The following is a 20,337-nucleotide window of genomic DNA, read 5'->3' on the forward strand; positions in this document are numbered from 1 at the left end:
CATACAGACCTTGGAGAGGGTCTATAAACACTACTACTATATAATACGAGGAAAATGTCGCTTTCGCGACCCGCCGCAGGCGGAGAATCCTGCAAAGCAGGATTCTTTCTTATGCTTCTGTGCCTGCATGCCGGCTTCTTAGGCACGGCAGACAGGGAAAAAACAAGAAATGGCAAAAGGAGATACAGAGATGAAGATTACATTAAAAGACGGCTCTGTGAAGGAGTACGCATCTGCAATGTCTGTCCTGGACATTGCAAAGGATCTGAGCGAGGGGCTTGCGAGAGCTGCCTGTGCAGGAGAGATGGATGGAGAGGTTGTGGACTTAAGAACGGTGATCGATAAGGACTGCCAGCTCAATATCCTGACAGCCAGAGATGAGAAGGGACTTGCCGCTCTGCGCCACACAGCCAGCCACGTGATGGCTCAGGCTGTCAAGAGATTATATCCGGATACGAAGCTGGCCATCGGGCCTTCGATTGCAGACGGATTTTACTACGATGTGGATCCGGCCAGCCCCATGACGGCAGAGGACATGGCAAAGATTGAGGCTGAGATGAAAAAGATTGTGAAGGAAAATCTTCCTATCGAGCGCTTCACCCTTCCGAGGGAGGAGGCTATCGCCTTCATGAAGGAGAAGGAGGAGCCTTATAAGGTAGAACTGATTGAGGATCTGCCTGAGGGAGCAGAGATCAGCTTCTACCGCCAGGGAGAGTTTGTAGATCTGTGCGCAGGACCGCACCTTATGAGCACAAAGGATGTGGGAAAGGCATATAAGCTGCTGAACCTGGCAGGCGCATACTGGCGCGGAAGCGAGAAAAACAAGATGCTGACCCGTATCTACGCTACAGCCTTCTCTAAGAAGGAGGAGCTGGAGGCCTACATCACCATGATGGAGGAGGCCAAGAAGCGTGACCACAGAAAGCTGGGAAAAGAGCTGGGATTATTTATGATGCATGATGCAGGCCCTGGCTTCCCATTCTTCCTTCCCAAGGGAATGCAGCTTAAAAATACTCTGCTTGATTACTGGAGAGAGATTCACAAAAAGGCAGGATACGTGGAAATTTCCACTCCTATTATCTTAAACAGAAGTCTCTGGGAGACATCCGGCCACTGGGATCACTACAAGAACAATATGTACACAACGGTGATCGACGAGGAGGATTATGCGATTAAGCCGATGAACTGTCCGGGAGGCGTTCTCGTATATGCATCCGAGCCCAGATCCTACCGGGATCTGCCTCTGCGCATGGGAGAGCTGGGACTGGTTCACCGCCATGAGAAATCCGGACAGCTCCACGGCTTAATGCGCGTTCGCTGCTTCACACAGGACGATGCCCACATTTTCATGACTCCTGAGCAGATCAAGGACGAAATCAAGGGCGTTGCCACTCTGATCAACCAGGTTTACACTCTGTTTGGCTTCAAGTACCATGTAGAGCTCTCCACAAGACCGGAGGACAGCATGGGAAGCGACGAGGACTGGGAACTTGCAACAGAGGGACTCAGAAGCGCCCTCGATGAGCTGGGACTGCCCTACGTGGTAAATGAGGGGGACGGCGCATTCTACGGCCCGAAGATCGACTTCCACCTGGAGGACTGCATCGGAAGAACCTGGCAGTGCGGAACCATCCAGCTGGATTTCCAGCTTCCGCAGCGATTTGAGCTGGATTACACAGGGGCAGACGGCGAGAAGCACAGACCGATCATGATCCACCGTGTTGTGTTCGGCTCCATTGAGCGCTTCATCGGAATTTTAATTGAGCATTTTGCAGGGGCATTCCCGACCTGGCTGGCTCCTGTACAGGTAAAAGTGCTTCCGATTTCCGACAAGTATGCAGACTATGCGGCCAAGGTTTATGAGTCCTTAAGCGAGGCTGGAATCCGCGCAGAGGTTGACACCCGCTCAGAAAAGATCGGCTATAAGATCCGCGAGGCTCAGACAAACAAGATTCCTTACATGCTGGTTGTAGGCCAGAAGGAGGAGGAAGAGGGAACCGTATCTGTGAGAAGCCGCTTTGCAGGCGATGAGGGAGCTTCTTCCTTAGAGAGCTTTATTGAAAAAATCCAGAAAGAAATCGCATCCAAAGAGATGAGAAAGATGGAAGAAAAGAAAAATTAAAAACTGCTGAAAGAACGGGATAATTCTGCCGGATTGTCACATAATAATCCTGAATCCGCAAAAGCCCTGGCATGGGCCGGGCGGAAACAGATAACGGCGTATTTCAATAATAAAATCGCCAGGATAAAGGAGGAATATGTGATGACCAGACTTGACTGTAACGTAACAGGATGTGTTCACAACGCAGAGAACTGCTGCTGCCGCGGCTCCATCACCGTAGATGGAAAGACCGCAATGGAGAAGTGCGATACCTGCTGTGCAAGCTTCGATGAAAAGAAGGGCGGAGTCTTTACAAACCTGTTCAAAACACCGGAGAGCCAGCTGCAGGTGGCCTGCGAGGCAGAAAACTGCATTTACAATAAGGATAAGTTCTGTGTGGCAGAGCACATCGGAATTACAGGGGGCAATGCCACAGAGGCATACCAGACGGAATGTTCCAGCTTTAAGGCACGCTAAAATGGGCGGGGGAGCAGATTTGAGCTCCCCCGTTTGTCTGTATCTCAAGGGAAAAACCCCCTGCATGGCCGGAAGCTTGCGAGAGCCGTCCATGGGCCGGATGCGTGAAAAATGAAAGAATTGGGAGTGGGGATCCGGAACAGGAAAAAATATGCAGCAAACACAGAAAACCTATTGACAGAACGGAACGGCCATAGTATAATAGCAAAAGTTGTGAGAAACAACATCAGGAAAGCAGGTATCCGCCTCACCCTGGCACAGGGAAGTGACCAGTGGTTCATATGAGATAGCAAATAATCCTTTATTGGAGTTTTCTATAGTCTGTGAGCGGGTAGTCTGACTGCCCGCTTATTTTATATAACAGGAAACCTCGTTCCCTGTTATATAAAAACGCTCCGCAAGGATCGCGCTGCGGCAGAGAAGAAAATGCCGCTTTTGCGACCTGCCGCAGGCGGGGAATCCTGCGAAGCAGGATTCTTTCTTATTGATTCATTCATCATCACAGTATGGAGGTGTACGGCCATTAGCGATTTAATGATTAACGAACAGATTAGGGACAGAGAGGTTCGTTTGATTGGAGAACATGGAGAGCAGCTCGGCATCATGTCCGCAAAGGATGCTTACAAGCTGGCGAGAGAGGCAGAGCTTGATCTGGTAAAGATTGCTCCTACCGCAAAGCCGCCGGTATGCAAGATCATTGATTACGGCAAGTTCAGATACGAGCAGGCTCGCAAGGAAAAAGAAGCTAAAAAGAAACAGAAGGTTATCGAGGTGAAGGAAGTGCGCCTGTCACCCAACATTGATGACAACGATCTGAACACAAAGGTGAGCGCTGCCAGAAAGTTTATCGAGAAAGGCAATAAAGTCAAGATTACCCTTCGTTTCAGAGGCCGTGAGATGGCTCATATGTCAAAAACCAAGTACATCCTCGACGATTTTGCTGAGAAGCTGTCCGACATTGCCGTTGTCGACAAGCCTTCCAAGGTTGAGGGAAGAAGCATTGTGATGTTTTTAACTGCAAAACGTTAAAAATAGACCATTATCTAAGGAGGAAAATAACCATGCCTAAAATGAAAACAAGCAGAGCTGCTGCTAAGCGTTTTAAAACAACAGGAACAGGAAAGTTAGTAAGAAACAAGGCTTACAAATCCCATATCTTAACTAAGAAATCTACTAAGAGAAAAAGAAATCTTAGAAAAGACATCGTTACTGACGCTACAAACGCAAAAGTAATGAAGAAGATTTTACCATACTTATAAGATTGAGAGTTTAAGAAGGAGGAAATAACCGATGGCAAGAATCAAAGGCGGATTAAACGCTAAGAAAAAACATAACAGAGTGTTAAAGCTGGCTAAAGGCTACAGAGGCGCTCGTTCCAAACAGTATAGAATCGCAAAGCAGTCTGTAATGAGAGCATTAAAGAGCTCCTACGCAGGCCGCAAGGAGAGAAAGAGACAGTTCAGACAGCTCTGGATCGCACGTATCAACGCTGCTGCACGCATCAACGGCTTATCCTACAGCAAGTTCATGTACGGCTTAAAGCTGGCTGGCGTTGAGATGAACCGTAAGGTATTATCTGACATGGCTATCAGCGATGCAGAGGGCTTTGCAAAGTTAGCAGAGCTGGCTAAGTCCAAACTGGCTTAATTTTCAGTTTGCCTGACTTGGATTTTTACAATTCCTGAATTGGAATCATGGAGTGTCTGAGGACAGCAGGGCAGAGATCTGCCTTCTGTTTTCAGGCATTTTTTGTTCTGCAGGAGAGATCCTGCTGTTCTGGGGAGAATGGGAAGCAGAAAGACCCGGCGAGGAGGGACTTCGCGGGGAACTCCGCATATCGGCAGAAAATCAAGGAAAATCATAATAATTGAAAAAAATAAAAAAATTTGCAAAAAAAGCTTGCCAAACCCCGTCTGTTATGATATACTACAAAACGTCGAAAGGAAAGCGACAAAACAACTGGAAAAAAGACATGCGGGAGTGCTGGAATTGGCAGACAGGCTAGACTAAGGATCTAGTGGTTGTATGATCGTGTGGGTTCAAGTCCCATCTCCCGCATACGCAGAAGTGGCGGAATTGGCAGACGCGCACGGTTCAGGTCCGTGTGGTAGCGATACCGTGAGAGTTCGAGTCTCTTCTTCTGCACGATGAAAGCTCTGAGGTAATCAGAGCTTTTTTCCTTTACAAAAACAGAGTCTGGGAAAGGGGCGGATGAAACATGTTCGGAAAGACGGAGATCCTATATCAGGGAAGCGATATGGCCCAGTTTAACCAGATCCGCGCTGCGCTGGAGCAGGCAGGGATCCGGTATGACTGGGATGTAAACGACAGGCTGGCGCGATGGGCCTTCCCGGGCCGGGGAACGATTCGGTCCTGCATGGGAAGCGCCGGAGCAGGCAGCGGTCAGCCGAAGGAATACCGGATCAGAGTGAAGACAGGGGACTTTGATAAGGCTCAGTGGATCATACGCCGGCTGTAGCACGCTTTCAACGCATTTTCCTGTCCAAATCTTCGCATGGCTGAACTGAAACAAAAATTGTAAATTTTTGAAAAAAGTGCTTGCATTACCCATTCCCCTGTGCTATAATACCTTTCGTTGGAAACAACAAGACAAAATAAAAGACATGCGGGAGTGCTGGAATTGGCAGACAGGCTAGACTAAGGATCTAGTGGTTGTATGATCGTGTGGGTTCAAGTCCCATCTCCCGCATACGCAGAAGTGGCGGAATTGGCAGACGCGCACGGTTCAGGTCCGTGTGGTAGCGATACCGTGAGAGTTCGAGTCTCTTCTTCTGCATGATGAAAGCTCTGAGGTGCTCAGAGCTTTTTTCTTTATGTAACAGGAAACTTCGTTCTCTGTTATATAAAAACGCTCCGCGAGGATCGCGCTGCGCCGGATGAAAGGCCGGTCCGCACAAAATTTGATAGAACTGGAGAACAAGTATAGTAAAACAGGGCAATTTAGTATATAATACCCATTGTGGAAAATGCGGCCCGGCGAGGGCCCGTTCAGCCAGAATACGATACAAAGGAGGGCCACTATGCTGGAACTTAGAAACATTTCGTTTGAAGTCCAGGAGGAGAAGGAGCAGAGAGAAATCATACACAACCTGGATTTAACCATAGAGGACAATGAGTTTGTGGTAATTACCGGTCCCAACGGAGGCGGAAAATCCACCCTTGCAAAGATTATTGCCGGAATCAAGACGCCGACAGAGGGCTCCATTCTGTTCGACGGGCAGGATATTACGGATAAGAGCATAACGGACAGGGCAAACAAGGGTATCAGCTTTGCCTTTCAGCAGCCGGTGCGCTTTAAGGGGATTCAGGTCCTTGACTTAATCCGCCTGGCGGCCCACGACGACAGGATGTCAGTGGCTGACGCCTGCCGCTATCTCTCAGAGGTGGGGCTTTGCGCCAGGGATTATATCAACCGTGAGGTAAACGGCAGCCTCTCCGGCGGTGAGCTAAAGAGGATTGAGATTGCCACGGTTCTTGCGAGAGCGTCCAGGCTTTCTGTATTTGACGAGCCGGAGGCAGGGATTGACCTCTGGAGCTTCCAGAACCTGATCCAGGTATTTGAGCGCATGAGGGAGAGGACAAAGGGTTCTATCATCATTATTTCCCATCAGGAGAGAATCTTAAATATTGCAGACCGGATCGTGGTGATTGCGGACGGACGCATCACGAAGCAGGGAAAGAAGGAAGAAATCCTTCCGGAGATTTTAGGAACCGCGTCAGCAGTGGAGGCATGTGATTTTTACAGGAGGGAGCAGTAATGGACGAGATTCAGAAGACTCTGTTGGAGGAAGTGGCGGATCTTCACGGTATCCCTGCCGGAGCCTACAATATCCGCGCAAACGGCCAGACGGCTGAGAGAAATACGACGGCCAACATCGACATTGTGACAAAAGAGGACAAGTCAGGGATTGACATTTATATTAAGCCCGGTACGAAGAACGAGAGCGTACATATCCCTGTCGTTTTAAGCCAGAGCGGCCTGACAGAGACTGTGTACAATGATTTCTATATCGGAGACGGCGCCGACGTGACGATCGTGGCCGGCTGTGGGATTCACAACGGAGGAGACGCCTCCTCCCGCCATGACGGAATCCACCGCTTTTTTATCGGAAAGGGTGCGAAGATCCGCTATGTGGAGAAGCACTATGGAAGCGGCGACGGAAACGGAAAACGTATCATGAACCCTGTCACAGAGGTGACTATGGACGAGGGCAGCTATATGGAGATGGAAACCGTCCAGATTAAGGGCGTGGACTCCACGAAGAGAGAGACGAAAGCAGTTCTCGGCAGGGAGGCCAGGATTGTGATCAAGGAGAGACTGATGACCCACGGAAATCAGGATGCAGAGAGCCGCTTCCACGTAGACTTAAACGGAGAAGACTCCAGCGCCAACGTGATTTCACGCTCAGTTGCCAGGGATCACTCTCACCAGCTCTATATTTCCAATATCACAGGCAACAGCAGATGCAGCGGCCACACGGAGTGCGATGCGATTATCATGGACGAGGCCAGGATTCAGGCTGTTCCTGAGCTGACGGCCAACAATATTGATGCGGCCTTAATCCACGAGGCGGCTATCGGCAAGATAGCGGGGGAGCAGCTGATCAAGCTGATGACTCTGGGCCTGACGGAGGCAGAGGCAGAGGCCCAGATTGTAAACGGGTTCTTAAAATAGGGAAACAGCCGGGGACGCATGGAAAGGAGGAATGCCATGCGTCCTCTTTTTTCTGGCTGGATGCCACAGATTAAAAACGCTCAGAGGGGAAGGGAGGAAATGAGTGTGGGAAAGCAGGAGGATGAGGAGATTCTCGACACCGCCCTGTTGGCCGGACACATCCTGCTCGAAAATGGAGCGGAGATTTACCGTGTCGAGGAAACCATTGACAGAATTTGCGCCCATTACGGCGTCAGCTCGGAAAATGCCTTTGTGCTGAGCAATGGAATTTTCCTGACTGCAGGAAGCGCCAGAGAGAGCTTTTTCGCTAAGGTACAGCACATACCGGTGAGCGGCACACATCTGGACAAGGTGGCTGCAGTCAACCAGCTGTCGAGGGAGATTGTGGAGGGAAAACATTCCATCGAGGAGGCCAGACAGATCCTGGAGAACATACGGAGGATGCCCGGCAAGAAGAGGTGGATGCAGGTGGCTGCTTCGGGAGTGGGAAGCGCAGCCTTCTGCCTCCTGTTTGGGGGAACTGCAAGGGACAGTCTGGCAGCTCTTCTGGCTGGGCTCCTTCTCTACCTCTATGTGCTGTGGCTGGGCGCGCCCCATCTGTCGAAAATAGTGGGAAACATCGGAGGCGGAGCTCTGGTCACACTGGTGTGCAGTATTTTTTACCTGGCAGGGGCCGGGGAGAATCTGAACTATATGATGATTGGCTCAATTATGCCTCTGGTGCCGGGGGTGGCGTTTACCAACGCCATCCGGGATATAGCAGATGGGGACTACATATCTGGATCTGTCCGGATGCTGGACGCTCTTCTGGTCTTTTTCTGCATCGCCATCGGGGTGGGAATCGGTTTCTCCGCAGTGAGCATGGCCCCGGGGCCGTGGGGGGACCTTCTCAGGGTGACGGATCTGGCAGGAAGCTCCGGCCAGGTGGCTGAATTTCAGACGGCAGGCTCCCGGCTGCTTCTGATGGGAAAGGAAATTCTGTCAGCCGTTGTGGGAACAGTCAGCTTTTCTCTGCTTTTTGGAGTTCCCAGAGAGTACTATCCCTATTGCGGGCTCATCGGAGGGGCAGGATGGCTGGTATATTCCCTCACAGAGTTCATCCTTCCAGGCTCCGGTCCCTGTTTTGCGGCTACGGCAGTGGTGATCTTTCTGTCCAGAACGGCAGCAGTGCTGGAGCGGTGTCCTGCCACCATTTTTCTGATAGCAGGAATTTTTCCTTTAGTCCCTGGAGCGGGCGTTTACTGGACTGTGTACCACATTGTCATGGAGGAGCTTTTCATGGCAGTCCAGACCGGCTACTCAGCCATGAAATCGGCAGCTGCCATTGTGCTGGGTATTGTGTTTGTGTTTGAGCTGCCTCAGGGGCTGTTCATACGTCTGGCAGGCCATGGAAGGCGGACGGGGAAGGCAGAAAAGCCGCAGGGAAAGGGTACGCCATGACCCGGGCCATGAGCTCTGCCAGGCGCCTCATTTCCTTTTATGAATAAAAAGAGTCATTTTTCCGGACGTTTCCTCATAAATATAGATGTAATAGTATGGGAAGCGTGTGTCTATGAATGATCAGAAAATCGAGAATATTCTGAACCTGGCATTGGATGCCACGGAAAACGAGAGGGAGAGATCCGGACAGCTGGGTGTGGGTTTTAACCCGGTGGATAACAAATGGGAGCTGATTGTAAAGTACAATGGAAGCCTTGAGAAGGTGGCGGAGGCCCTGCCGGGGACTGAGGTCGAGGAATTTTCCAACGAGTACGCCATTCTGGTTGTGCCGGAGCCTCTGATCGATGCTCTGGCCTCCTTTTCTGAGATTGAGTACATAGAAAAACCGAAAAGTCTGAACTTTGCCGTGGTGCAGGCCAGAGCCGCTTCCTGCATTAACCCGGTGCAGACAGGTGCCAGGGGGCTGACAGGGAAGGGGACGATTGTGGCGATAATTGACTCCGGCATTGACTATTACCATGAGGATTTCAGAAACCAGGACGGTACCACAAGGATCCTGGAGATGTGGGATCAGAGTCTGGACCGCGTGTTCACGAGAGAGGAGATCAATGAGGCTCTGAGCCGGGGGAGCAGAAGCGGGGCTGAGGAGGTTGTGCCGTCCAGGGATCTGAGCGGACACGGGACGGCTGTGGCGGGGATTGCAGCCGGGAACGGCAGAGAGAGCGGAGGCAGAAACCGGGGAGTGGCCTATGAGAGTGATCTCCTGGTAGTGCGTCTTGGAACGCCAAGGGAAAATTCCTTTCCGCGAACCACGGAGCTTATGAAGGCTCTGGATTATGTGGTGAGAAGGGGCCTTTCCTACGGGGAACCGGTAGCAGTCAATCTGAGCTTTGGAAACTCCTATGGCTCCCATGACGGCACCAGCCTGCTGGAAACCTACATTGATGATATTTCTAACTATTGGAAAACAGTCATTGTGACAGGGACGGGAAATGAGGGCAGCAGCAGGGGACACACCTCCGGCCGTTTTTCCATGGGAAAGGACACGGAGATTGAGCTGTCTGTGGCCGACTACGAAACGGGATTCGGCGTCCAGCTGTGGAAGCTGTACTCAGATATTGTGGAGATTGCAATTATAAGTCCCGGAGGTCTCACAACCGGAGTGATCAGCGATAAGCTGGGGCCTCAGCGGATCCGGTTTGGAGAAACGACTGTGCTGCTCTACTACGGAAAGCCCAGCCCGTACAGCCAGGCACAGGAGATTTATCTGGATTTTATTCCGGACAGAGACTATGTGCAGAGTGGAATCTGGAAAATCCGCCTGACGCCCAGGAAGGTGGCGGTGGGACAGTATGATCTCTGGCTTCCGGGAGGGGGAGTGCTGAACCGCTCTACCCGGTTCCTGAAACCGGAGCCCAACACAACTCTGACGATTCCTTCTACCGCGTTCCGGGTGATCTCTGTAAGTGCTTACGATGATTCCTATCCTTCCTTCGCCGATTTTTCGGGAAGGGGATTTACCAGGCTGGACACCCGGGTTAAACCGGATCTGGCCGCTCCTGGCGTGGGAATCCTCGCTCCGCGGGCCGGAGGGGGCTATGAGGCGGTGACGGGAACCTCCTTCGCCGCCCCTTTTGTCAGCGGCAGCGCCGCCCTCCTGATGCAGTGGGGAATTGTGGAGAACAACGATCCCTTCCTCTACGGCGAAAAAATAAAGGCCTACCTGATCCGGGGGGCGAAGCCTCTTCCCGGGGAAAATGTCTATCCTAATGAGCGGCTGGGCTTTGGGATCCTCTGCCTGGAGGACAGTTTCCCACTCTGATTGGTAATAGAGATCATATGTGTATCATGCGAAGTGTGACAAATTTCATCAATAATTGTTAAAATTTTCAGAAATAAACACTGTTAAAACAGGTGAAAATATGATATAATGACATGATAATCGGGAAAGTTTGGAAATTATTGTCACGCTGGCTGGAACCAGAGCTGCCGGACGAACCTGTCTGCTGTTTTCCGGCCGCTGAAAGCTGGCAGCCGGCCAGCCTGAGAGGAACGAAGGATGTGATTGCATGAACATCAGAGAAACGACCGAACAGTGGGAAAGAGAATATTTAAGCCCCTATGCATCTTTAAGCAGGGATACGAAGGGCAGAGAGAGGCAGGAGCCTCTCTGCGACATAAGGCCTGAGTATCAGAGGGATCGGGATCGGATCCTCCACAGCAAGGCATTCCGCCGGATGAAGCACAAGACCCAGGTATTTCTGGATCCGGAGGGGGATCACTACAGAACCAGGCTTACTCATACGCTGGAGGTATCCCAGATTGCCCGGACCATAGCCAGGGCGCTGCGGCTCAATGAGTCTCTGACAGAGGCCATAGCCCTTGGCCACGATCTGGGACACACGCCCTTCGGGCATTCCGGGGAGGCGGTTTTAAACGGACTGGTTTCCGGAGGCTTCACCCATGCCAGTCAGGGACTGAGGGTGGTGGAGGTGCTGGAAAAGAAGGGAAAGGGACTGAACCTGACCTGGGAGGTCAGGGACGGGATACTGAACCACCGTACCTCCGGCAATCCGGCTACACTGGAGGGGCACATTGTCCGTCTTTCTGACAAGATAGCTTATATTAACCATGACATAGACGATGCTATCCGGGCCGGAATTTTTGTGGAGGAGGATCTGCCCCGGGAGTATACGGATATTTTGGGACACAGCGTGAGGGAGCGGCTGGATACCATGATCCACGACCTGATCGGTCAGAGCCTGGACAGGCCCAGGATTTCCATGTCTGCCGGGATGGAGGCTGCCATGCACGGCCTGCGGCGGTGGATGTTTGAGAATGTATACCGGGGGACAGCGGCCAAGGCAGAGGAGGGGAGAGCGCAGCAGCTCATCGTCTGTCTCTACGACTACTATATGAGAAGACCGGAGGAGCTGCCGGCAGAATACCTGGAAGGGATGGAAAAAAGAAAGGAAACGCTGGAACGAACCGTCTGTGACTACATAGCCGGTATGACGGACGTGTATGCCATTGAGCGGTTCAAGGAGCTGTTTGTACCAAAATCTTTTAAAGTGTAGGCGGGAGCCTGCCGGAAAAGTACCAGAAGAAACAGGAGGTTTTCATGTATTATCCTGAGGAAGTAATAGAGGAAGTCAGAACGAGAAGCGACATCGTGGATATTATTTCCGGTTATGTGAAGCTTCAGAAAAAGGGAAGCAATTATTTCGGGCTCTGCCCGTTTCACCACGAGAAATCGCCGTCCTTTTCCGTGTCACAGTCCAAGCAGATGTATCACTGCTTTGGCTGCGGAGTGAGCGGGAATGTGTTTACCTTTGTGATGGAGTACGAAAATTACTCGTTCCGGGAGGCGGTGGAGCTTTTGGCAGAGAGAAGCGGCGTGAAGCTGCCGAAGGTGGAATACTCCAGGGAGGCCAGGGCTCAGGCAGATCTGCGGGCGGCGCTTCTTGAGATCAATAAACTGGCTGCCAACTATTTTTATTATCAGCTAAAGCAGCCCCAGGGGGAGGCGGGATACCGGTATCTGACCGGGAGAGAGCTCACGGATCAGACGATCCGCCACTTTGGCCTGGGATTTGCCAACAAGACAAGCGACGATCTGTACCGCTTCCTGAAATCAAAGGGCTATGACGACGGTCTTTTGAAGGAAACGGGGCTTGTCACCATAGAGGAGAGAGGATCCAGAGACAAGTTCTGGAACCGGGTCATGTTTCCCATTATGGATGTGAACAACCGGGTTATCGGTTTTGGCGGCCGCGTGATGGGAGACGGGGAGCCGAAGTATCTGAACTCTCCGGAGACGAAGCTCTTTGACAAGAGCCGGAATCTGTACGGGCTGAACTTTGCAAGGCTTTCCAGAGAGAAGTATATGCTGCTGTGCGAGGGCTATATGGATGTGATCGCCATGCACCAGGCAGGCTTCACAAACGCGGTGGCTTCTCTTGGAACTGCTTTCACAGCCCAGCATGCAGCTTTGCTTAAGCGCTATACGGATCAGGTCATCCTGACCTATGACAGCGACGGCGCGGGAGTAAAGGCGGCGCTTCGGGCGATTCCGATTCTGAAAGCGGTGGGCATGTCGGTGAAGGTGCTGAATATGAAGCCCTGCAAGGATCCCGATGAATTTATTAAAAGCCTGGGAGCGGACGCCTTCCGCCAGCGGATCAGTGAGGCCAGGAACAGCTTCCTGTTTGAGATCGACACGATCCGGCAAAAATACAGTATGGAGGATCCGGAGCAGAAGACGGCTTTCTACAATGAGACGGCCAGAAAGCTTCTGGAGTTTTCCGAGGCTCTGGAGAGGGACAACTATATCCAGGCTGTGTCCAGGGAGTATTTTATCAGCTATGAGGACCTGAAACGGCTGGTAAACAGCCTGGGAAGCCGATACGGTTCGGCTCTGCCCGGGACGAGAGCCGATAGGGAGGGAGTGGGGGAAACCTACGCTCAGAAGCCCAGGGAAATTCAGAAGAAAAGGGACAGGGAGGAGGGCATCCGCCAGTCGGAGCGGCTGCTCTTGACCTGGCTGATCGAGGAACCCAGGCTGTTTGAGAAAATACGCGGGATTATCGGTCCGGAGGATTTTGTAAAGCCTCTTTACCGGAGAGCTGCAGAGATGGTGTTCGAGGGACACGAAAAAGGAGAGGTGAATCCTGCAGCGATTTTAAATCACTTTATCGACGACGAGGGGAATTACAGGGAGGTGGCTGCTCTTTTTAACGCAAGCCTTAATGACTCCCTGAGCAATGAGGAGCAGAAGAAGGCCTTTGCAGATACAGTTCTCAAGGTGAAGAAGAGCAGTCTGGATTACCAGAGCAGGAATGCTTCGGACCTGAACGAGCTTCAGCGGATTATAAAGGAGCAGGCAGAGCTTGCCAATCTGCATATTTCACTGGAATAAGGAGAAAATAGGTTACGGTTTCATTCGCCGGCGGATGCAGGAAGGCAAAGGAAAGTATGGCTATGGAGGGATAGAGATTTATGGAAGAAAAGACACTGACTTTTGAAGAGAAGCTGGAAAAACTTCTGGAACTGGCGAAAAAGAAAAAAAATGTGCTGGAGCAGAAAGAAATCATAGATTTTTTCCATGGCGAAATACTGAATCCCGACCAGCTTGACCAGATCGACGATTTTCTGGAAAACAACAAGGTGGATGTGCTTACGCCGGAGGAGGATCTGGATATTGAGCCGGATCTCTTCCTGGAGGAGGAGATGACGGAGGAAGAGGACATCGATGTGGACAACCTGGAATTGTCCATGCCTGAGGGCGTGAGCATCGAGGATCCGGTGCGCATGTACTTAAAGGAGATCGGGAAGGTTCCGCTGCTCACGCCGGAGGAGGAGATTGACCTTGCAAAACGGATGGAGATGGGGGACGAGTCGGCCAAAAAGAGGCTGGCGGAGGCAAACCTGCGTCTGGTGGTCAGTATTGCCAAGCGGTATGTGGGAAGAGGAATGCAGTTTCTCGATCTCATACAGGAGGGAAATCTGGGGCTTATCAAGGCAGTGGAGAAGTACGACTACTCCAAGGGCTTCAAATTCAGCACCTACGCTACCTGGTGGATCAGACAGGCCATTACCCGCTCCATCGCCGATCAGGCCAGGACGATCCGGATTCCGGTACACATGGTGGAAACCATCAACCGGCTGATCCGCACTTCCAGACAGCTTCTTCAGGAGCTGGGACGGGAGCCGTCTGCGGAGGAGCTGGCGGAGAAGCTGGATATGCCTGTGGAGCGGGTGCGGGAGATTATGAAGATTTCCCAGGATCCTGTTTCCCTGGAAACGCCTATCGGGGAGGAGGAGGACAGCCATCTGGGAGATTTCATCCAGGATGACCATGTGCAGGTGCCGGTAGACGCTGCCACCTATACCCTTCTCCATGAACAGCTTATGGAGGTGCTGGACACTTTGACAGACAGGGAACAGAAGGTTTTAAGGCTGCGCTTTGGCCTGGATGACGGGAGACCGAGAACGCTGGAAGAGGTTGGGCGCGAGTTCAACGTGACCAGGGAGCGGATCCGCCAGATTGAGGCAAAGGCGCTGCGTAAGCTGAGACATCCCAGCAGGAGCAGGAAGCTCAAGGACTATCTGGATTAAGACCCAGGCTGCAGCCTGCCGGAAGGAGAACCGGCATGGAAGATGCCAAAAAGCATGACAGGTGCATCCGCAGGCAGAGAAAAATACAGACTTTACGGGCAGAGCCGGGAGACAGGCCTGCAAAAATCAGACACGGAGTGAGAAGACATGAAATTATCGGACAGACTGGAAATGATCGCGTCCTTTGTGGAACCCGGAAACCGCCTGGCAGATATCGGGACGGATCACGGGTACGTTCCCATTTATCTCGTGCAGACGGGACGCGTTCCCTCTGCGCTGGCTATGGATGTGAGAAAGGGACCCCTTCTGAGAGCGGAAGAACATATCGGGGAGGCCGGACTTTCCGGCAGAATACAGACCCGGCTTTCTGACGGGCTGAAGAAACTCGCGCCAGGGGAGGCGGACACGGTGGTGATTGCCGGAATGGGAGGAGAGCTGGAGATACATATACTGGAGGAGGGCAGACACGTCTGGGACAGCGTTTCCCAGTGGGTCCTCTCGCCCCAGTCGGATCTGGCCCATGTGAGGCACTACCTTCTGGAACGCGGTTTTTCCATCCGGAGGGAGGAGATGGTGAAGGAGGAGGGAAAGTTCTACACCATCATGGATGTGGCAGGGCCCGGGGGGGATGGAAGATCCGGCGCGGCTCAGGAAAAAGCCCCGGAGCAGCCGGTGCCCCAGATATATGAAAAGGAGATCGATTATATTTACGGGAAATGCCTGCTTGAGTCCGGCCATCCGGTTCTTGAGGAGTTTCTGGAGCGGGAGAAAAATACAGTGTGCAGGATTCTGGAATCCCTTAAGGGGCAGGACACAGTGAGTGCAGGAAAGAGGGCAGAGGAGCTGACGGAAAAACTGAATCTGATAGAGGAGGCGCAGAATGAAGTGCAGAGAGATCATTGAGATACTGAACAGGCTGGCACCTGAGAGTATGGCCTGTGACTGGGATAACCCGGGACTTTTAGTGGGACGCAGGGATAAGGAGGTAAAGCGGGTGCTTGTGGCAGTGGATGCAGATGACGCTGTGGTGGAGGAGGCTCTGCGTCTTGGAGCCGATATGCTTTTGACCCACCACCCCCTGATTTTCAGTCCCCTTAAAAAGATCAATGACGATGATTTCATCGGCAGGAGAATTTTAAAGCTGATTCAGGGTGATATTTCGTATTATGCCATGCACACGAACTTCGACGCCGCTCCCGGCTGTATGGCAGAGCTGGCTGCAGAGCGCCTCCAACTTGGGGAGACAGAGGTACTGGAGCCCATGGGGGAAACAGAGGAGAAAGTCCCCTACGGGATCGGCGCTTTCGGGATGCTGCCCAGAGAGATGACGGTCCGCGAGGCGGCAGAACATGTGAAGAGAGCCTTTGGACTTCCCTGCGTGTCAGTGTACGGCGGGGATAAAACAGGGCAGAAGATTCAGAAGGCGGCGGTCTGTCCGGGAGCCGGAGGCGGGACGCTTAAACAGGCTCTTGCCTGCGGGGCTCAGGTTTATATAACCGGAGACATCAGCCACCACACAGGCATAGACGCGGCTGCGGAGGGACTGATTGTCATAGACGCGGGACACTTTGGCGTGGAACAGATTTTCATGGATTTTATAAAAGAATTCCTGGAGCGTGAGATCCCAGGGCTTGAGGCGGTGAAGTCTGCCCAGGGACTTCCAAACTGCGTGATTTAGGTTTTTGGCAGAAGTGCAAGGACGGCAAAGGAGGAAGTGACATGGCTTTTGTGACAGTGGAGGGGGAGAGGAGAGAGTATCCGGAGGGAACGCCGTACAGCGCGATAGCGGCGGACTTCAGAGAAAAGGTGAGCCACGATATTCTGCTCGTGAGGGCGAATGGGAGACTTCGGGAACTCAGCAAAAAACTGAAGGGGGATTGCGAAATTTCTCTGATCACGGCAGCAGACAGGGAAGGTTGGCAGACTTACCAGAGAAGCGCTGTATTTTTGATGCTGAAGGCCTTCTATGACACTGTGGGAGGGGATAAAGTAAAAAAGATAACGGTCTGCTTTTCCGTAGGCCAGGGTCTCTATGTAGAGCCGGAGGGAGAGTTTGACCTGGATAGTTCTCTTCTTAAAAACGTGAAGGCCAGAATGGGAGAGCTGCAGTCCATGTGTCTGCCCATCATCAAGCAGAGCGTCAATACATCAGAGGCGGTGGAACAGTTTCACCGTCACAGAATGTATGACAAGGAAAAGCTGTTTCGATTCAGGAGGGCTTCCAGAGTAAACGTGTACTCCATCGGGAATTTCCAGGACTATTTCTACGGGTACATGGTGGAGCATACAGGCTTTATCAAATATTACGATCTGGCTCTCTACGAGAGCGGCTTTGTCCTTCTGCTTCCGGGCAGAAGCGCACCGGAGCATATCAGCGCGCTGGTGCCCAGAAAGAAGCTCTTTGACGTACAGAGAGAGTCGGAGGAATGGGGAGAACGGCTGGGCATCTCCGATGTGGGTTCATTAAATGAGGCGATAACGGCAGGGCGGATGAATGAGCTGATTCTGATGCAGGAGGCCTTTCAGGAAAAAAAGATCGGTGATATCGCAGAGGCCGTGGCCGCAAGGCCGGATCGGAAGCTGGTGATGATTGCAGGCCCCTCATCTTCAGGAAAGACTACCTTTTCCCGCCGGCTTTCCATCCAGCTTCAGGCGCTGGGGCTCAGACCTCACCCGATCTCTGTGGATAATTACTTTGTCAACCGCGTAAACAGCCCGAGGGATGAAAACGGGAGCTACGACTATGAGGCTCTGGAATGTCTGGATGTCAGACAGTTTAACGAGGATATGACTGCCCTTCTCGCCGGCGAGATGGTAGAACTGCCCCGCTACAATTTTATCAGTGGGGAGAGAGAATATAGGGGAGATTTCCTGAAGCTGGGAGCGGAGGATATTCTCGTGATTGAGGGAATCCACTGCCTGAACGACAGGCTGTCCTATTCCCTTCCGAAGGAGAAGAAATTCCGGATCTATATCAGCGCCCTGACTCAGCTCAATATCGACGAGCACAACAGGATTCCCACCACAGACGGAAGACTTCTGCGCCGCATGATCCGGGATGCCAGAACCAGGGGAGCATCCGCCCAGGAAACCATACGCATGTGGGATTCAGTAAGGCGCGGGGAGGAGAAAAACATTTTCCCCTTCCAGGAGAGCGCAGATGTGATGTTTAACTCTGCCCTGCTCTATGAGCTGGCCGTCCTTAAGCAGTACGCAGAGCCTCTTCTGTTTGGAATCCCGTCTGACTCGCCGGAGTATGCAGAAGCCAAGCGGCTCCTCAAGTTCCTGGACTATTTTCTGGGAGTGGGCAGCGAGCTGATACCGCACAATTCCATGATCCGGGAGTTTATCGGCGGAAGCTGCTTTCGGATATAGGGGGCTCTGCCGCCCGGCAGCTGCCAAAAACGCAAGATTCCTCCTTGCGGGAATGGACAAACAGAAAAAAATGTGATAGACTATATAAGTTTTCCGAGTAAGACAAATGGCCGCAGCTGCAGGTGCCGAAAGGCCGCAGGTGAGGAAAGTCCGGGCTTCACAGGGCAGGATGCCAGATAACGTCTGGCGGAGGCGACTCCAGGGACAGTGCAACAGAAATAAACCGCGCGGGGCAGAAGATGCAGCCGCGTAAGGGTGGAAAGGCAGTGTAAGAGACTACCGCCCGGCTGGCAACAGGCGGGGCACATGTAAACCCCATCCGAAGCAAGACCGAACAGAAAGCATAAGGCGGCCCGTCTGCTTTCGGGTAGGTCGCTAGAGTCTGCCGGCGACGGCAGAAGTGGATAGATGGCCATTCAACGACATAACCCGGCTTATCGTTTTGCTCGGAGACAGAAAAGCTGCATGGAGAATTCTGTGCAGCTTTTTGCTTTGGAGAAAATCCGGTTTGCAAAGAGAAGTGAGCCAGGAAAGGCAGAACGCCTGTTTCTTCCGGTGAAAAGAGAAATGAAAACAGCCCTCCGGGCCTGGGAGAGGAGGACTTCCTCTCCGGCCACAGGGGCTGCTTTTTTATTTCTTTTCATATTTTTCTTCACAGTACAGGCAGCGGTAAATCTCCTTTTTCTCGTCAGCCAGGTAGAAGACGTGGGGAAGCTCCTGCTCAATGGAGGTGATGCAGCGCGGATTTCTGCACTGGATCACATTGGTGATCTTCCTTGGCAGGTCCAGGCTTCTCTTTTCCACGATCCGGCTGTCACGGATGATGTTTACGGTAATGTTGTGGTCAATGTAGCCGAGCACGTCCAGATCCACCACATCCAGTCCGCCGTCTATCTTGATAATATCCTTCTTTCCCATCTTGGAGCTTTTGGCATTCTTGATAATGGCAATCTGGCAGTCCAGCTTGTCCAGCCCCAGTTTAAAGTAAATATCCATACTTTTTCCGGCTTCGATATGGTCAAGGACAATGCCCTCGCTCAGTCCGCTGATATTTAACATGGTCTTTCCACCCCCAGTAAAGTCATAATAAGCGCCATTCTCACATAGACGCCGTACTGCACCTGTTTGAAATAAGCAGCCCTCGGATCGTCATCCACCTCCACGGAAATCTCGTTTACTCTCGGAAGCGGATGGAGAACGTACATGTCATCCTTTGCCAGCTTCATCTTCTGTCTGTCCAGAATATAGCAGTCCTTCATGCGGATGTAGTCCTCCTCGTTGAAGAAACGCTCCTTCTGCACGCGGGTCATGTAGAGGATGTCAAGATCCGGCATGGCGTCATCGAGATTTTCCACCTCTTTAAATTCAATTCCCTTCGCCTCCAGCACATCCTCCCTGATGTAGTCGGGAATGCGAAGCTCCGGCGGAGAGATGAGGACAAAGCGGATATCTGAGTACCGCACCAGGGCGTTGATCAGAGAGTGAACTGTGCGGCCGAATTTCAGATCCCCGCACAGCCCTACAGTCAGGTGATCCAGGCGTCCCTTTAAGGAACGGATAGTCAGAAGATCGGTAAGAGTCTGTGTAGGGTGCTGATGTCCCCCGTCTCCTGCGTTGATGACAGGGATGCGGGAGTGAGCGGAAGCTACCATAGGTGCCCCCTCCTTCGGATGGCGCATGGCGCAGATGTCTGCATAGCAGGAGATAACGCGGATTGTATCGGAAACGCTCTCACCCTTCGCCGCAGAGCTGGAGTCGGCGGAGGAGAATCCCAGCACGCTGCCTCCCAGGCGAAGCATGGCGGATTCAAAGCTCAGGCGTGTTCTGGTGCTTGGCTCGTAAAACAGGGTCGCTAATTTTTTGCCGTCACAGACGTGGGCATATTTCTGCGGATTTTTCTCTATATCATTTGCCAGATCGAGAAGCTGGCCGATCTCTTCAACGGAAAAATCCAGAGGATTTAACAAATGTCTCATTTGGCTCTCCTTTGTGTTAACATAGATTTGAACTAATTATAGCGGATTGCAGACACAATTACCAGACCGTGTAAGAAATTTTTAAGAGAATTTAAGAAAAATAAGGTAGGCCTTTGTACGGTTATTGGGTATAATGGAGGAGAAAAGAACAGGCG

20 protein-coding genes, 4 tRNA genes and 1 other RNA gene are annotated in these 20,337 nt (G+C 52.0%); 23 read left to right on the forward strand and 2 right to left on the reverse strand.

Going from position 1 to position 20,337, the window contains the following annotated elements; translation table 11 throughout:
- Window positions 1-190: 190 nt before the first annotated feature.
- The 23 genes from thrS (at window position 191) to rnpB (ending at window position 18,659) form a co-directional block, all read left to right on the forward strand.
- Window positions 191-2,122 (forward strand): threonine--tRNA ligase, encoded by a 1,932-nt coding sequence (thrS, locus tag DW757_RS00005; RefSeq protein ID WP_182433219.1) that lies wholly within the window; start codon window positions 191-193, stop codon window positions 2,120-2,122.
- 141 nt (window positions 2,123-2,263) lie between these two features.
- Window positions 2,264-2,578 (forward strand): DUF1540 domain-containing protein, encoded by a 315-nt coding sequence (locus DW757_RS00010; protein WP_015574315.1) that lies wholly within the window; start codon window positions 2,264-2,266, stop codon window positions 2,576-2,578.
- Window positions 2,579-2,689: 111 nt separating this feature from the next.
- Window positions 2,690-2,863: a hypothetical protein gene (locus tag DW757_RS00015; RefSeq protein ID WP_015574313.1), complete on the forward strand. Its 174-nt coding sequence runs from the start codon at window positions 2,690-2,692 to the stop codon at window positions 2,861-2,863.
- A 249-nt stretch (window positions 2,864-3,112) separates the two neighbouring features.
- Window positions 3,113-3,607 (forward strand): translation initiation factor IF-3, encoded by a 495-nt coding sequence (gene infC / locus DW757_RS00020; protein ID WP_015544384.1) that lies wholly within the window; start codon window positions 3,113-3,115, stop codon window positions 3,605-3,607.
- A gap of 32 nt (window positions 3,608-3,639) precedes the next feature.
- A complete protein-coding gene (rpmI, locus tag DW757_RS00025; RefSeq protein ID WP_008397895.1) occupies window positions 3,640-3,837 on the forward strand; it encodes a 50S ribosomal protein L35 in 198 nt (65 codons plus the stop codon).
- A gap of 31 nt (window positions 3,838-3,868) precedes the next feature.
- On the forward strand, window positions 3,869-4,225 hold the full coding sequence (gene rplT, locus DW757_RS00030; protein ID WP_008397897.1) for a 50S ribosomal protein L20: 357 nt from the start codon (window positions 3,869-3,871) through the stop codon (window positions 4,223-4,225).
- Window positions 4,226-4,363: 138 nt separating this feature from the next.
- The gene (locus DW757_RS17500; RefSeq protein WP_207665900.1) at window positions 4,364-4,588 is read left to right on the forward strand and encodes a hypothetical protein; all 225 of its coding nucleotides are present in this window, start codon (window positions 4,364-4,366) and stop codon (window positions 4,586-4,588) included.
- Window positions 4,553-4,636 (forward strand) — tRNA-Leu (locus DW757_RS00035). Before DW757_RS17500 ends, DW757_RS00035 begins: the two co-directional genes overlap by 36 nt.
- A 3-nt stretch (window positions 4,637-4,639) precedes the next feature.
- A tRNA-Leu gene (locus DW757_RS00040) sits at window positions 4,640-4,723 on the forward strand.
- Between the two features lie 73 nt (window positions 4,724-4,796).
- A complete protein-coding gene (locus DW757_RS00045; protein ID WP_008397899.1) occupies window positions 4,797-5,057 on the forward strand; it encodes a hypothetical protein in 261 nt (86 codons plus the stop codon).
- Window positions 5,058-5,204: 147 nt separating this feature from the next.
- A tRNA-Leu gene (locus DW757_RS00050) sits at window positions 5,205-5,288 on the forward strand.
- Window positions 5,289-5,291: 3 nt separating this feature from the next.
- Window positions 5,292-5,375, forward strand: a tRNA-Leu gene (locus tag DW757_RS00055).
- Window positions 5,376-5,619: 244 nt separating this feature from the next.
- Window positions 5,620-6,357, forward strand: coding sequence for an ATP-binding cassette domain-containing protein (locus tag DW757_RS00060; RefSeq protein ID WP_118750643.1), 738 nt, complete (start codon window positions 5,620-5,622; stop codon window positions 6,355-6,357).
- Window positions 6,357-7,274, forward strand: coding sequence for a SufD family Fe-S cluster assembly protein (locus tag DW757_RS00065; RefSeq protein WP_008397901.1), 918 nt, complete (start codon window positions 6,357-6,359; stop codon window positions 7,272-7,274). The genes DW757_RS00060 and DW757_RS00065 overlap by 1 nt, the downstream gene beginning before the upstream one ends.
- A gap of 105 nt (window positions 7,275-7,379) precedes the next feature.
- A complete protein-coding gene (locus DW757_RS17960; protein WP_347559946.1) occupies window positions 7,380-8,714 on the forward strand; it encodes a threonine/serine exporter family protein in 1,335 nt (444 codons plus the stop codon).
- Window positions 8,715-8,826: 112 nt separating this feature from the next.
- Complete coding sequence (locus tag DW757_RS00075; protein ID WP_021966417.1) at window positions 8,827-10,536, forward strand: S8 family peptidase; 1,710 nt, start codon at window positions 8,827-8,829, stop codon at window positions 10,534-10,536.
- A gap of 247 nt (window positions 10,537-10,783) precedes the next feature.
- Window positions 10,784-11,791 carry a deoxyguanosinetriphosphate triphosphohydrolase gene (locus DW757_RS00080; RefSeq protein WP_008397907.1) on the forward strand — a complete coding sequence of 336 codons (1,008 nt, stop codon included), beginning with the start codon at window positions 10,784-10,786 and terminating at the stop codon, window positions 11,789-11,791.
- A gap of 44 nt (window positions 11,792-11,835) precedes the next feature.
- Window positions 11,836-13,632 carry a DNA primase gene (gene dnaG / locus DW757_RS00085; RefSeq protein ID WP_118750645.1) on the forward strand — a complete coding sequence of 599 codons (1,797 nt, stop codon included), beginning with the start codon at window positions 11,836-11,838 and terminating at the stop codon, window positions 13,630-13,632.
- A gap of 80 nt (window positions 13,633-13,712) precedes the next feature.
- The gene (rpoD, locus tag DW757_RS00090) at window positions 13,713-14,831 is read left to right on the forward strand and encodes an RNA polymerase sigma factor RpoD (protein WP_008397910.1); all 1,119 of its coding nucleotides are present in this window, start codon (window positions 13,713-13,715) and stop codon (window positions 14,829-14,831) included.
- A 147-nt stretch (window positions 14,832-14,978) separates the two neighbouring features.
- Window positions 14,979-15,734: a class I SAM-dependent methyltransferase gene (locus DW757_RS00095; RefSeq protein WP_118750646.1), complete on the forward strand. Its 756-nt coding sequence runs from the start codon at window positions 14,979-14,981 to the stop codon at window positions 15,732-15,734.
- The gene (locus DW757_RS00100; protein ID WP_008397912.1) at window positions 15,712-16,509 is read left to right on the forward strand and encodes a Nif3-like dinuclear metal center hexameric protein; all 798 of its coding nucleotides are present in this window, start codon (window positions 15,712-15,714) and stop codon (window positions 16,507-16,509) included. The genes DW757_RS00095 and DW757_RS00100 overlap by 23 nt, the downstream gene beginning before the upstream one ends.
- 41 nt (window positions 16,510-16,550) lie before the next feature.
- Window positions 16,551-18,206: a nucleoside kinase gene (locus DW757_RS00105; protein WP_118750647.1), complete on the forward strand. Its 1,656-nt coding sequence runs from the start codon at window positions 16,551-16,553 to the stop codon at window positions 18,204-18,206.
- 94 nt (window positions 18,207-18,300) lie between these two features.
- Window positions 18,301-18,659: RNase P RNA component class A (rnpB, locus tag DW757_RS00110), an RNA gene on the forward strand.
- A gap of 177 nt (window positions 18,660-18,836) precedes the next feature.
- Here rnpB and DW757_RS00115 read toward each other — a convergent pair.
- A complete protein-coding gene (locus DW757_RS00115; RefSeq protein ID WP_008397914.1) occupies window positions 18,837-19,265 on the reverse strand; it encodes an aspartate carbamoyltransferase regulatory subunit in 429 nt (142 codons plus the stop codon).
- Entirely contained in the window at window positions 19,259-20,182 is a 924-nt protein-coding gene (gene pyrB, locus DW757_RS00120) for an aspartate carbamoyltransferase (RefSeq protein WP_008397915.1), read from the reverse strand. Before pyrB ends, DW757_RS00115 begins: the two co-directional genes overlap by 7 nt.
- Window positions 20,183-20,337: the final 155 nt, after the last annotated feature.

Source organism: Clostridium sp. AM29-11AC (genome assembly GCF_003480545.1).
Lineage (GTDB): Bacteria > Bacillota > Clostridia > Lachnospirales > Lachnospiraceae > Otoolea > Otoolea saccharolyticum_A.

Bases quoted from the DNA above. Each gene is read 5' to 3' on its own strand.
- DW757_RS00095 (WP_118750646.1), top strand. From the start codon at position 14,979: ATGAAATTATCGGACAGACTGGAAATGATCGCGTCCTTTGTGGAACCC.
- rplT (WP_008397897.1), top strand. From the start codon at position 3,869: ATGGCAAGAATCAAAGGCGGATTAAACGCTAAGAAAAAACATAACAGA.
- pyrB (WP_008397915.1), bottom strand. From the start codon at position 20,182: ATGAGACATTTGTTAAATCCTCTGGATTTTTCCGTTGAAGAGATCGGC.
- rpmI (WP_008397895.1), top strand. From the start codon at position 3,640: ATGCCTAAAATGAAAACAAGCAGAGCTGCTGCTAAGCGTTTTAAAACA.
- DW757_RS00115 (WP_008397914.1), bottom strand. From the start codon at position 19,265: ATGTTAAATATCAGCGGACTGAGCGAGGGCATTGTCCTTGACCATATC.
- rpoD (WP_008397910.1), top strand. From the start codon at position 13,713: ATGGAAGAAAAGACACTGACTTTTGAAGAGAAGCTGGAAAAACTTCTG.
- thrS (WP_182433219.1), top strand. From the start codon at position 191: ATGAAGATTACATTAAAAGACGGCTCTGTGAAGGAGTACGCATCTGCA.
- DW757_RS00010 (WP_015574315.1), top strand. From the start codon at position 2,264: ATGACCAGACTTGACTGTAACGTAACAGGATGTGTTCACAACGCAGAG.
- DW757_RS17500 (WP_207665900.1), top strand. From the start codon at position 4,364: ATGGGAAGCAGAAAGACCCGGCGAGGAGGGACTTCGCGGGGAACTCCG.
- dnaG (WP_118750645.1), top strand. From the start codon at position 11,836: ATGTATTATCCTGAGGAAGTAATAGAGGAAGTCAGAACGAGAAGCGAC.
- DW757_RS00105 (WP_118750647.1), top strand. From the start codon at position 16,551: ATGGCTTTTGTGACAGTGGAGGGGGAGAGGAGAGAGTATCCGGAGGGA.
- DW757_RS00015 (WP_015574313.1), top strand. From the start codon at position 2,690: ATGAAAGAATTGGGAGTGGGGATCCGGAACAGGAAAAAATATGCAGCA.
- DW757_RS00080 (WP_008397907.1), top strand. From the start codon at position 10,784: ATGAACATCAGAGAAACGACCGAACAGTGGGAAAGAGAATATTTAAGC.
- DW757_RS00045 (WP_008397899.1), top strand. From the start codon at position 4,797: ATGTTCGGAAAGACGGAGATCCTATATCAGGGAAGCGATATGGCCCAG.
- infC (WP_015544384.1), top strand. From the start codon at position 3,113: ATGATTAACGAACAGATTAGGGACAGAGAGGTTCGTTTGATTGGAGAA.
- DW757_RS00075 (WP_021966417.1), top strand. From the start codon at position 8,827: ATGAATGATCAGAAAATCGAGAATATTCTGAACCTGGCATTGGATGCC.
- DW757_RS00060 (WP_118750643.1), top strand. From the start codon at position 5,620: ATGCTGGAACTTAGAAACATTTCGTTTGAAGTCCAGGAGGAGAAGGAG.
- DW757_RS00100 (WP_008397912.1), top strand. From the start codon at position 15,712: ATGAAGTGCAGAGAGATCATTGAGATACTGAACAGGCTGGCACCTGAG.
- DW757_RS00065 (WP_008397901.1), top strand. From the start codon at position 6,357: ATGGACGAGATTCAGAAGACTCTGTTGGAGGAAGTGGCGGATCTTCAC.